Here is an 11,103-nt window from a genome sequence, read left to right as displayed (position 1 = left end):
GTGCTGGACCCAGCGCCGGGGTCGAGCGGTGGGCCGGCGTTGGCGTGGTCGGAGGCCGGCGACGACACGGGCATTTCGCCGCTGCTCACCGGCGAGTACCCGGCACAATCTGCCGAGGGCGGGGCGGCGTCGGGCCGTCCGCCCGCGCGCTTCGACGAGAACGCGAGCCGGGATCCGGCCGGGTCCGCGGCCGTTCCGTGGTATCGGCGGACGGTGGTGCTGATCATCGCCGCAGCGTTGGTGCTGCTTGCCATCGCGGGCGCGATCATGCTCGCGTTGCGCAACACGTCCAGCACCACACCGGTAACGCCGTCACCCAGCATCAGCACCGGACCGGGCGGGGGAACATCCGCGCCGGAAAGTACCGCCTCGCAGAATCCCACCGAGACCCAGCAGTCGAACTCCAGTCAACCGCCGTCGACCACCAGCGAATCTCCGTCGTCAACGCAATCGACGACAACCACGACCACCGAGCCGTCGACGCAGACGTCGACAAGTCAAGTCACGACGACGCAGCCGCCGCTGTACCCACCGAATCGGCCGTTCGGTCCGGACTTCCCGGGGCGACCCGGCGGTTCCGAACCTGGTGAGGGGCCGGGCGTCCAAGAGCCGGGGCGGGGCGGCCGCTAGACCGGAGAGTTCAGTCGGGCCTGCTCAGTCCTGGTCCGCGGACTCCTTGGAGTCCTCCGAGTGGTCCTTTGACTCGTGGTCCGAGTGGTCCTTTGACTCGTGGTCCGGATGGTCCTTTGACTCGTCGTCCGAGCTGTCCTTCGACTCGTCCCTCGAGTTGTCCTCGGACTTCTCGCCATCACCGCCGTCTTCGTCGTCCTCGTCTTTGGCGAAGGGATGCTCGTCCGGGTCACCGAACTTCGGATTGCCCTCGTCGTCGAGCCATTCGTTGACCGCGGTGCCGCTGATGGTCCGGTCGGTACCCGGCATCACCGCGGTCTTCTTGTCCGCATACGCCTCGGCGATCTTCTTTACTTCTTCTTTGCCTTCGTCGCTCGGCTCCTCGGCGACTTTGTCTTCAGAGACTTGGCCGATTTCGCTCATGTCCTGGTCGTCGCCCGAGTCGTGCTCGTCGCTGTCGTGCTTGTCGTCGTCGCCGTCGTGCTCGTCGTCGCCCGTGTCGTGCTTGTCGTCGTCGCCGTCGTGCTTGTCGTCGCCGGTGTCGTGTTTGTCGTCGCCGTCGTGCTTGTCGTCGTCGTGCTCGTCGTCGGAATCGTGAGCCTCGCCGTCGCTGTGCGCGTCGTGCTCGTCGCTGCTCGTGGTGTCCTGCTCTTCCGTCTTTTCGTCGTCCTGCGCGCTCATAGCCTTCCCCTCCCTCGAGTTACGGCCCGTTCCCGACGCTCCCCGACCATACCTGCTGGCTTTGCGGCAAAAAGCAGTTCGAATATTTCCCTCACAGTGAGTCGGCGGCCAGCTTGCCGCCGGCCGCATCGCCACTGCCCGCCATTGCCGCGAGCGTGCGTGTCTGCACGCAACACGCCGCGCGAAAAGGGCCGTTTGTGCACGCTCGCCGGATAAAGGAGGGGCCACAAGTCAGTGGCCGCGGGCCGCCCAGTCGTCGTAGTGCACGATCTCGTCGCCGACGGTCGTGGTGTCCCCGTGTCCGGTGTAGACGACGGTGTCGGGAGGCAGTGCGCCGAGCCGTCCCGAGATCGACTCGAGAATCGTGGGGAAATCCGAGAACGAGCGTCCGGTCGCGCCGGGGCCGCCGGAGAACAATGTGTCGCCGCTGAACACCGCTTTCAGCTCGGGGGCATACCAGCACACAGAACCAGGGGAGTGGCCGGGCGTGTGCAGCGCACGTAGCTCGGTGCCGGCGATGCGGACGTTGTCGCCGTCGGACACGAATCGAAAGTCCCTGTGCGGATGCGTCATTCGCCACAGCACGTCATCGGCCGGATGCAGCAGCACCGGTGCGTCCAGCGTCTTTCCCAGCTCGGGAGCCACCGTCACATGGTCGTTGTGCCCGTGGGTGCACACTACGGCGACCACATTGCGTCCACCGACGGCGGCAATGATCGGCTCCGCAGTGTGCGCGGCATCGAAGACGACCACGTCCGATCCGTCCCCGACGATCCAGATGTTGTTGTCGACTTCCCAACTGCCGCCGTCGAGTTCGAAGGTGCCGTGGGTGACAATCCGTTCGATGGCGACCATCAGAGGATCACCACCGAGCGCAGCACCTTGCCCTCGTGCATCTTGTGAAAAGCCTCTTCGACGTCGCCGAGCCCGATGCGCTCGGAGACGAACTCCGCGAGCGGCAACCGCCCCTGCAGGTACAAGTCGATCAGGGTGGGGAAGTCGCGTTCCGGCAGGCAGTCGCCGTACCAGGAGGACTTCAGCGCCCCGCCGTGCGAGAAGAACTCCAGCAACGGCATCTCGATGCGCATGTCGGGTGTCGGAACTCCCACCAGCACAACGGTTCCCGCGAGGTCACGGGCATGGAAGGCCTGCTCCCAGGTTTCCGGCCGCCCGACGGCGTCGATGACCACGTTGGCGCCGAACCCGTCGGTGAGGTCCTGAATCGTCTTGACGACGTCGAACTCGCGGGCGTTGACGGTATGCGTGGCGCCGAACTTGCGCGCCCACTGCAGCTTCGTGTTGTCGGTGTCCACGGCGATGATGCGCTTCGCACCGACCAGCGCGGCACCCGCGATCGCCGCATCGCCGACGCCACCGCAGCCGATCACCGCGACGGTGTCGTCACGGGTGACGGCACCGGTGTTGATCGCGGCGCCCAGCCCGGCCATCACTCCGCAGCCGAGCAGGCCGGCCACCGCGGGGTCGGCTTCGGAATCGACCTTCGTGCATTGACCGGCGTGCACCAGCGTCTTGTCGGCGAACGCGCCGATGCCCAGCGCCGGCGTCAGTTCGGTGCCGTCGGTCAGGGTCATCTTCTGTTCGGCGTTGAAGGTGTCGAAGCAGTACTGTGGGCGCCCGCGCTTGCAGGCGCGGCACACACCACACACCGCCCGCCAATTGAGGATGACGAAATCCCCCGGCTCGACGGTGGTGACGCCCGGCCCGACGGCTTCGACCGTGCCGGCGGCTTCGTGACCGAGCAGAAACGGGTAGTCGTCGTTGATGCCGCCCTCGCGATAGGTCAGGTCGGTATGGCACACCCCGCACGCGGTGACATCGACCACAACCTCGCCGGGTCCGGGATCCGGGATCACTATGTCCACCAACTCGACCGGCTCACCCTTCTTGCGGGAGACCACACCGCGCACTGTCTGAGTCATGGCTCTCAACTTAGTGGCGGGCCGTTCGCCGGATTGCCCGCATGGCTGCCGAGTCTGCGTCAGTGGCGCCGAGTCTGCACACAGCGCGGCCTGCCGGCGGCGTCGACGCTCTGGGCGCAGTCTCGATCGGGATTCAGCCGCGGCCGTCGCTAAGCTTCCCGTTCGATGGCTGCCCTCGACGCTCTGGACGACTGGCCGGTCGACACCGCCGCCGCCGCGGTGATCGGCCCGTCGGGTCGGCTGGCCAGTCACGGTGACAACCGACACGTCTTTGCGCTCGCGTCGGTGACCAAGCCCCTGGTGGCCCGCGCCGCCCACATCGCCGTCGAGGAAGGCGTCGTCGAACTCGACACCGCGGCCGGCCCGCCCGGCGCCACGGTCCGCCACCTGCTGGCGCACGCGTCGGGGCTGGCGATGCACTCCGACAACCGGCTGGCCGCACCGGGCGTCCGGCGGATGTACTCCAACTACGGGTTCACCCTGCTGGCCGAGACGATCCAGCAGGAGTCGGGCATCGATTTCAGCCGTTACCTCAGCGAGGCGGTGCTGGAACCGCTGAGCATGGCCGACACCCGGTTGGACGAGGGCGCGTGGGCGGCGGGCTTCGGTGCCGTCTCCACCGTGGCGGATCTGACCGCGTTCGCGGTCGATCTGCTGCGGCCGTCGACGGTGTCCGCGCAGACGCACACCGAGGCGACCGCCGTGCAGTTTCCCGGCCTGGACGGGGTGTTGCCCGGATACGGCGTGCAGCGGCCCAACGACTGGGGGTTGGGCTTCGAGATCAAAAGCGCCAAGTCACCGCACTGGACCGGCGCGTCGAACTCACCGCGTACCTACGGCCACTTCGGTCAATCGGGCACCTTCATCTGGGCGGATCCCGCGGCCGAGCTTGCGCTCGTGGTGCTTACCGACCGCGACTTCGGCGAGTGGTCGTTGCCGCTGTGGCCTGCGCTGTCGGACCGGGTGGTTGCTGAATTCAGCGCGGACTAGCGCAACAGGGGTATCACGAGGCACAATAGACTCGCAAGACACATTGATACCAAGATTCTGCTGCCGGGATCACCGGGTCGTTGGGGAAGACGTCCCTCGTGAAACCGAAGGAGCAGCAGATGCGCGCGTCGAACCAGTTCGCCGAGGCGACGACCGGTGTGGTGTACATCCATGCCTCGCCGGCCGCGGTGTGCCCGCATGTCGAGTGGGCGCTGTCGTCGACTCTGGAAGCCACGGCGAACCTCAAGTGGACGCCGCAGCCGGCCATGCCCGGCCAGCTCCGTGCGGTGACCAACTGGGTCGGTCCGGTCGGCACCGGCGCGCGCCTGGCCAACGCGTTGCGCTCCTGGTCGGTGCTGCGCTTCGAGGTGACCGAGGATCCCAGTCCGGGAGTCGACGGCCAGCGGTTCAGCCACACCCCGCAGCTGGGGCTGTGGAGCGGTACCACCAGCGCGAACGGCGACATCGTGGTTGGAGAGCTACGGCTGCGATCGATGATGGCCTCCGGCGCCGACGCGCTGGCCGCCGAACTGGATTCTGCGCTGGGCACCGCCTGGGACGAAGCGCTGGAAGCCTACCGCGACGGCGGCGACGTCGGTGAGCTGAGCTGGCTCACCCGGGGAGTGGGCTAGCGGGTCCCGTGGTGATCGCAAGCGCGGCAGAGCCGGGCGCAGCGGGTCACCACCCTTAGCTTGCAACAGGTCGCAGCACCTGCAGCGCGGACGGCACCGCGGAGATCTCGGCCGGTAGCGGGCAGGCGTAGTCGCCGTCGGCGTAGGCGTTGATGCCGGGCGACTCGACCCGGACCGACCTGGCCCGCGCTGTGGTGACGTCGTCGAGTTCGACGTGAGTGCCTCTGAAGACGGTGGGAAACAAGCGGATCAGCCGTGCCCGCGACGCGGTGTGCACCATCGTGATGTCGAGTCGGCCGTCGGCGTGGTCGGCGCCGGGGCAGATCAGCATGCCGCCGCCGTAGCTGCGGGTGTTGCCGAACGCGGCAAGGGTCAGTGCGGTGTGGATCTCTCGTTCTCCGTCGAGCACCAGCCGAAACGGCAGCAGCCGCAACTGGGACAGCTCGGCGAACATCGCCAAGTTGTACCGCATCCGCCCGCGCGGCCAGCGCATGCGGTTCGTCCGGTCGCTGACCAACGAGTCGAATCCCGTTGCCGCCACAGTGCCGAACCATTTCGCGCTTCCGTCGGCCGTCGAGATCCGGCCGAGGTCAACGGTTTCTACCCACCCGTCGGCGACGACGTCGGCGGCGGCTGCCGGATTCTGCGTGGGCAGCCCGTATTCGCGAGCATGGTCGTTGCCGGTGCCGGCCGGGACGATGCCCAGCGGAATGTCGCTGCCCGCCAGCGCCTGCAGCGCCAGGGAGATCACACCGTCACCCCCGGTGACCACCAACGCGTCGGTGCCCTGCTCGACGGCCGTATCGATCAGGCGGCGCGCGTGCGCAGCGTCGGCGCCGACGATTTCTACGGCGTCGACACCCCGCTGTTGCCATCGGATGATTGCCTGCTGCGCGGCGTGCGGGGCATTGCCGTGGCCGGAGGCGGGGTTGGTCAGCACGGTCACCTGGCCGATCTCTCGCCGGTGCAGCTGCCCGGTCACGGAATCAGCTTGCCCGGGTTCAGGATTCCGGCAGGGTCGAGCGTCGCCTTGACAGCCCGCAGCAGCTGTACTCCCAATTCGCCCACCTCATCGGGCATCCAGGGCCGGTGATCGGCTCCGACCGCGTGATGATGCGTGATTGTTCCGCCGGCGGCGACGATCGCGTCGGTGGCGGCCGCCTTGGCCGCGCACCACTGCTCGATGGGATTGCCCCGTTGCCCGGCGACGACGGTGAAGTAGAGCGAGGCGCCGGTGGCATATACATGCGAAATGTGGCACAACACCAGCGCCGGTGTGCCCGATTCGGTCAGCGCGGCGGTCAGCGCCTCAGTGACCGCGGTCTTGAGGGTGGACAGGTTCGACCAAACGGTCGCAGTCTCCAGCGTCTCGCACAACGCGCCCGCGGCCAGCAGCGAGTCACGCAGGTACGGCGCCCCGAACCGGCCGTGCTCCCAGGCCCGCGCCGGTGCCGCACCCAGCGACGTGCCGCCGTGCGCCGTCAGCACCGCTTGGGTCTCGTTGTGCCTGCTGTCGACGTGGGCTTCGGTGCCTTCGAACACCGTGATGGCCAGGCAGCCGCCGTTGACCTGACCTTCACCGATCGAATCGGTGGTGGCGAGACTGACTCCCGTCTCGGCTTCGTCGGAGAGCCGGATGACGGTGGGCCCGGCGCCGGTCTGGGTGACCTCGCGCAGCGCGGCGGCGCCGGTGGCGAAGTCGGGGAACGACCATGCCTCGTAGCGGACGGCTGCCGGGATGCGGTGTACCCGCAGCCGCACCCGCGTGATGACGCCGAACGCGCCTTCCGACCCGATCAGCAGCTGGCGCAGGTCGGGACCGGCGGCCGATTCGGGTGCTCGGCCCAGATCCAGCTCGCCCACCGGCGTGATCACCCGCAGCCCGCGAACCATGTCGTTGAACCGGCCGTAACCGGCCGAGTCCTGGCCCGACGACCGGGTGGCAGCGAAGCCGCCGATGGTGGCGAACTCGAAGCTCTGCGGGAAGTGCCCGAGCGAGAATCCGTGTTCGCCGAGCAGTCGTTCAGCTTGCGGGCCCGTCACACCGGCATCCAGCACGGCCTCACCGGACACCTGGTCGAGTTCCCACAGCTGATCGAGGCGACGCAGGTCGAGCGCGATCACCGCGCTGAACCGGCCGCGAACGGGGTCGAGTCCACCGACCACGCTGGTGCCGCCGCCGAACGGGACGACCGCAATACCGTGCTGCGCGCAGTAGCGCAGAATCGCGACGACCTCGTCTTCACCATTGGGGCCACCGGGCAGTACCACGGCATCGGGTGCGTCCTGGACACCGGAATGGTTGCGCCGCAGCAAGTCCGAGGTCGACTTTCCGCCCGCATGCAGCAACCGATCGCGGTCGGTCAGGCGGCAGTAGTCGTCGCCGACGATGGCGGTCAGTCCGTCACGATCGGCCTCGCTCAACGCCGAGGGCCGCAGCCGCACGTCGCCGGCGTTGAGTTGCGGCGTGTCCGAGTCGGCCACGCCGAGTGCCTGTCTAAGCAGTGCGCGGATGGCCTCGGACAGCGGCTTGGCCGCTGCAGGGTCGCCCCAGGCGTTCCACTTCATCGGAGGCAGCAGTTCGTCGGCACCAGCCATGCGTTACAGTATGACATATGTTGTCAATCCGTAACGCACCGCTCGACAACGCGGACCGGATACTGTCAGCGGCCGCCACCTGCGTGGTCGACTTCGGAGTGGACCGGGTGACGTTGGCCGAGATCGCGCGACGCGCTGGTGTCAGCCGGCCGACGGTGTACCGCCGCTGGCCGGACACCCGCTCGATATTGGCCGCACTACTGACCCGTCACATCGCTGAGGCGGTGCGGGCGGTGCCGATACGCGGCGCCGGCCGGGAAGAGCTGGTGAACCGGGTGGTCGCGGTGGCCGAACGCCTGCGGCGCGACGACCTGGTGATGGCGGTGCTGCGGTCCGAGCTGGCAATCGTCTACATCACCGAACGTCTGGGCACCAGCCAGCACATGCTGATCGATGCGCTGGCTGCCGAGCTGCGCGCCGCGCAACAGACCGGCAGCGTGCGCTCCGGCGATCCGCACCGCCTTGCCGCGATGGTGCTGCTGATCACCCAGTCGACGATCCAGTCCGCGCAGATGCTCCGGGCCATCCTGGATGAGGACGCCCTGGCCGCCGAACTCACTCACTTGTTGAACGGATACCTGTCCTGATGCATAACCCGACCGCGCTCAACGCCGCGCGCCGCAGCGCGGAACTGACGGCGCTCGCGGACGGCGAACCGCTCGACGTGCTGGTCATCGGCGGCGGGATCACTGGCGCCGGAATAGCTCTGGACGCGGCGACCCGGGGGCTGCGGGTGGTGTTGGTGGAGAAGCACGATCTGGCGTTCGGCACCAGCCGGTGGAGCTCCAAGCTGGTCCACGGGGGGCTGCGGTATCTCGCCACCGGCAACATCGGTATCGCCCGTCGCAGCGCGATCGAACGTGGAATCCTCATGACGCGCAACGCACCTCACCTCGTGCGCGCGATGCCACAGCTCGTGCCGCTGTTGGGATCGATGGGCCGTACCGAGCGGGCGCTGGTGCGCACCGGATTCCTCGCCGGTGACGCGTTGCGCTGGCTGGCCGGTACGCCGACGTCGATACTCCCGCGCTCGCAACGTGTTTCAGCACAGCGGGTACTCGACATGGCGCCGGCGGTCCGCTGCGACGGACTCGACGGCGGCCTGCTCGCCTACGACGGGCAACTGATCGACGACGCCCGACTGGTCAACGCGGTCGCACGCACCGCCGCCCAGTACGGTGCCCGCGTCCTCAACTATGTGGGCGCCACCCAGGCCACCGGAACCTCGGCGCGCCTGACCGATCAGCGCACCGGTGAATCATTCGACGTGTCCGCCCGGGCCGTCATCAACGCCACCGGCGTGTGGGCACAGGCGATCGACCCGTCACTGAAGTTACGGCCCAGCCGCGGAACGCATCTGGTGCTGGCGGCCGACACGTTGGGCAATCCGGCCGCGGCACTGACCATACCGATACCCGGTGAGCTCAATCGATTCGTGTTCGCCATGCCCGAGCAGCTGGGCCGGATCTATCTCGGCTTGACCGACGAGGACGCGCCCGGGCCGATTCCCGATGTGCCGCAACCAAGTTCCGAAGAGATCACGTTTCTGCTGGACACCGTCAACACCGCGCTGGGCATCGCCTTGGACACCAGCGATGTCATCGGTGCCTATGCCGGGCTGCGGCCGTTGATCGACGCCGGTGAAGGCCGCACCGCCGATGTGTCGCGCGATCACGCGGTCGTCGAATCACCCGCGGGCGTGGTCAGCGTGATCGGCGGCAAGCTGACCGAGTACCGGCATATGGCCCAGGACGTGCTCGATCACGCTGTCGGGCTGCGGGGACTGACCGGCAGCGCCTGCCGGACCCGCGATCTTCCGCTGGTGGGCGCGCTGACCAATCCGGGCTCGCCGGTGGCGCTCACCACCGATCTGCCCGCATCACTGATCGCACGTTACGGCGCCGAAGCGGCCAACGTGGTGGCGGTGGCGAGTTGCGAGCGGCCCACCGAGCCGGTTGCCGACGGCATCGACGTCATTCGCGCGGAGTTCGAGTACGCCGTCACCCACGAGGGCGCGCTGGAGGTCGGCGACATCGTCGATCGCCGGACCCGCATCGGTCTGGTGGAGCCCGACCGGGACCGCGTGGTCGGGGTGGCCGAGGAGTTTCTGGCGTGGTTCGGCTGACGGGTGCCGGGCGTTTGCGGCGGCGGATACGATGGAACGGAACCAACCCGTACCGGCTAGGACGGACCATGGAACTGGAAAGTGGCCAGACGACGCGCACCCCGCGGCCGGCGCGAAGCCCGGGACGTCTCGATCGATCCTTGGACGCAGCCATCCTGGAAGCCGCGCTAACGGGTATCGCCGAACGGGGTTACGACCGGTTGAGCATGGACGACATCGCCTCCCGCGCCCGCGTCGGTAAGGCAGCGATATACCGTCGCTGGCCGTCAAAAGCCGAGGTGGTCGCCGATGCAATCGCCCATTGGCGACGAGGGCTTGGGCCGGTTGACCCACCGAACACCGGCAGCCTGCGCGGCGACATCGACGCGCTGACCGCGGCGGCCCCTCACCTCGATGATGCTGATCTGAGTACGGTCCAAGTCATTATCGGGGTGGCGACTGCGGCCATCCGCAATCCCGTATTGGCAGCCGCCTTGGATGACCTCGTGCTATCCCGCCCCCGGCACATGCTCCGGGTAGTGCTGGACCATGCCGTCGCCCGAGGGGAAGTCCCCGCCGGCCGTGACCTGACCCTGATGCCGGACGTCGCGATGGGCCTCAACCTACTGCGGGTGATGACGGGGCGGCCGATCGATCGTGTCTTCCTTCGACGCGTTCTCGAAGATGTGATCCTGCCGCTTGCCACGGCGCCGGCCCCTGCGGCCCGCGCCGCCGACGGGTAGTTGTGCGTCCCCGCGCCTCGTGCCAGACTGGGATCGGAACGGAACGGAGGCGTTCCGTCTACGCACCCCGCCAGTCGCTGGGTTGGTGGAAGGGGAGATGGCATGAACGTCACTCGCGTCCCCGTACTCATCGTCGGTGCCGGCGCCGCCGGGCTCGCCGCTTCCGCTTCGCTTGCGAAACACGGTGTTCCGTCAATGCTGGTCGAGAAGCGGCGCGAGGTGTTCGTCTACCCGAAGGCCCGCAACCTGAGCTTCCGCACCTTGGAGATCTTGCGCAGCCTGGGGCTGGCTGACGAGGTCCATGCCGTTGGCGAGCATGTCTCCGACATGCTCGCGAAGCCGGTGCTGAACAGCCCGGTTGAACACCCGGCCATAGACATCGACGCCATATTCGCGGGCCTGGACGGGCTGAGCCCGGAGCGTGTCATCCAGTACTGCCCGCAAAGCAGGCTGGAGCCGATCCTGCTGGCGAAAACCCGCAGCCAGGGCAATGAGGTGCGCTACGGGACGGAGCTGTCATCGTTCGAGCAGGACGACTTCGGGGTTACCGCAGTCGTGCGTGACCTGGACACGGAAGAGACGCAGAGGGTGCGGGCCGACTATCTTCTAGCGGCCGACGGTGTGCACAGCAGGATCCGGAAGTCGCTGGACGTCACGACGTCGGGGTATGGTGCGCTGCCGATCTATGTCGTCTTTATTTACTTTCGCGGGCCGTGGCGACGATTTGTGCCGCAGTTGGGCGACGGAGACGCAATTCAAATCAAGAACAGCGATGTGGACGGCAT

11 protein-coding genes and 1 pseudogene are annotated in these 11,103 nt (G+C 67.7%); 7 read left to right on the top strand and 5 right to left on the bottom strand.

What is annotated here, in order from left to right:
• Positions 1-630 (top strand): annotated as a pseudogene (locus WA317_RS19115) (Hsp70 family protein); the annotation flags it as partial.
• Positions 631-654: 24 nt separating this feature from the next.
• On the opposite strand, the gene WA317_RS19110 reads toward WA317_RS19115, so the two are convergent.
• The 3 genes from WA317_RS19110 to WA317_RS19100 form a co-directional block, all read right to left on the bottom strand.
• Positions 655-1,311 (bottom strand): hypothetical protein, encoded by a 657-nt coding sequence (locus WA317_RS19110; protein ID WP_425174528.1) that lies wholly within the window; start codon positions 1,309-1,311, stop codon positions 655-657.
• A 231-nt stretch (positions 1,312-1,542) separates the two neighbouring features.
• The gene (locus WA317_RS19105) at positions 1,543-2,166 is read right to left on the bottom strand and encodes an MBL fold metallo-hydrolase (RefSeq protein ID WP_425174527.1); all 624 of its coding nucleotides are present in this window, start codon (positions 2,164-2,166) and stop codon (positions 1,543-1,545) included.
• Positions 2,166-3,251, bottom strand: coding sequence for an S-(hydroxymethyl)mycothiol dehydrogenase (locus WA317_RS19100; protein WP_425174526.1), 1,086 nt, complete (start codon positions 3,249-3,251; stop codon positions 2,166-2,168). The genes WA317_RS19105 and WA317_RS19100 overlap by 1 nt, the downstream gene beginning before the upstream one ends.
• Positions 3,252-3,416: 165 nt before the next feature.
• Here WA317_RS19100 and WA317_RS19095 point away from each other — a divergent pair, with 165 nt between their 5' ends.
• Both WA317_RS19095 and WA317_RS19090 read left to right on the top strand, forming a co-directional pair.
• Complete coding sequence (locus WA317_RS19095; RefSeq protein WP_425174525.1) at positions 3,417-4,241, top strand: serine hydrolase domain-containing protein; 825 nt, start codon at positions 3,417-3,419, stop codon at positions 4,239-4,241.
• Positions 4,242-4,360: 119 nt separating this feature from the next.
• On the top strand, positions 4,361-4,873 hold the full coding sequence (locus tag WA317_RS19090) for a DUF3145 domain-containing protein (protein WP_425174524.1): 513 nt from the start codon (positions 4,361-4,363) through the stop codon (positions 4,871-4,873).
• Positions 4,874-4,928: 55 nt separating this feature from the next.
• On the opposite strand, the gene WA317_RS19085 is transcribed toward WA317_RS19090, so the two are convergent.
• Together WA317_RS19085 and WA317_RS19080 are read right to left on the bottom strand one after the other, a co-directional pair.
• Positions 4,929-5,855, bottom strand: a complete 927-nt coding sequence (locus tag WA317_RS19085; RefSeq protein ID WP_425174523.1) for a diacylglycerol kinase — start codon at positions 5,853-5,855, stop codon at positions 4,929-4,931.
• On the bottom strand, positions 5,852-7,441 hold the full coding sequence (locus WA317_RS19080) for an FAD-binding oxidoreductase (protein ID WP_425174529.1): 1,590 nt from the start codon (positions 7,439-7,441) through the stop codon (positions 5,852-5,854). The genes WA317_RS19085 and WA317_RS19080 overlap by 4 nt, the downstream gene beginning before the upstream one ends.
• Before the next feature lie 47 nt (positions 7,442-7,488).
• On the opposite strand from WA317_RS19080, the gene WA317_RS19075 reads away from it, so the two are divergent.
• The 4 genes from WA317_RS19075 to WA317_RS19060 form a co-directional block, all read left to right on the top strand.
• On the top strand, positions 7,489-8,058 hold the full coding sequence (locus WA317_RS19075) for a TetR/AcrR family transcriptional regulator (RefSeq protein ID WP_425174522.1): 570 nt from the start codon (positions 7,489-7,491) through the stop codon (positions 8,056-8,058).
• Positions 8,058-9,596 carry a glycerol-3-phosphate dehydrogenase/oxidase gene (locus WA317_RS19070; protein WP_425174521.1) on the top strand — a complete coding sequence of 513 codons (1,539 nt, stop codon included), beginning with the start codon at positions 8,058-8,060 and terminating at the stop codon, positions 9,594-9,596. Before WA317_RS19075 ends, WA317_RS19070 begins: the two co-directional genes overlap by 1 nt.
• A 68-nt stretch (positions 9,597-9,664) precedes the next feature.
• A complete protein-coding gene (locus WA317_RS19065) occupies positions 9,665-10,318 on the top strand; it encodes a TetR/AcrR family transcriptional regulator (RefSeq protein WP_425174520.1) in 654 nt (217 codons plus the stop codon).
• A gap of 102 nt (positions 10,319-10,420) precedes the next feature.
• The coding region (locus tag WA317_RS19060; protein WP_425174519.1) for an FAD-dependent monooxygenase at positions 10,421-11,103 on the top strand (683 nt) is incomplete at its 3' end.

It is taken from the genome of Mycobacterium sp. (genome assembly GCF_049802695.1).
In the GTDB taxonomy this organism is placed as follows: Bacteria; Actinomycetota; Actinomycetes; order Mycobacteriales; family Mycobacteriaceae; genus Mycobacterium.
This window is presented reverse-complemented; position numbering and strand designations above follow the sequence as displayed.

What these genes read in the sequence shown, in the direction of transcription:
- WA317_RS19110 (WP_425174528.1), bottom strand. Translation starts at nt 1,311, where the DNA reads ATGAGCGCGCAGGACGACGAAAAGACGGAAGAGCAGGACACCACGAGC.
- WA317_RS19105 (WP_425174527.1), bottom strand. Translation starts at nt 2,166, where the DNA reads ATGGTCGCCATCGAACGGATTGTCACCCACGGCACCTTCGAACTCGAC.
- WA317_RS19100 (WP_425174526.1), bottom strand. Translation starts at nt 3,251, where the DNA reads ATGACTCAGACAGTGCGCGGTGTGGTCTCCCGCAAGAAGGGTGAGCCG.
- WA317_RS19095 (WP_425174525.1), top strand. Translation starts at nt 3,417, where the DNA reads ATGGCTGCCCTCGACGCTCTGGACGACTGGCCGGTCGACACCGCCGCC.
- WA317_RS19090 (WP_425174524.1), top strand. Translation starts at nt 4,361, where the DNA reads ATGCGCGCGTCGAACCAGTTCGCCGAGGCGACGACCGGTGTGGTGTAC.
- WA317_RS19080 (WP_425174529.1), bottom strand. Translation starts at nt 7,441, where the DNA reads ATGAAGTGGAACGCCTGGGGCGACCCTGCAGCGGCCAAGCCGCTGTCC.
- WA317_RS19075 (WP_425174522.1), top strand. Translation starts at nt 7,489, where the DNA reads ATGTTGTCAATCCGTAACGCACCGCTCGACAACGCGGACCGGATACTG.
- WA317_RS19070 (WP_425174521.1), top strand. Translation starts at nt 8,058, where the DNA reads ATGCATAACCCGACCGCGCTCAACGCCGCGCGCCGCAGCGCGGAACTG.
- WA317_RS19065 (WP_425174520.1), top strand. Translation starts at nt 9,665, where the DNA reads ATGGAACTGGAAAGTGGCCAGACGACGCGCACCCCGCGGCCGGCGCGA.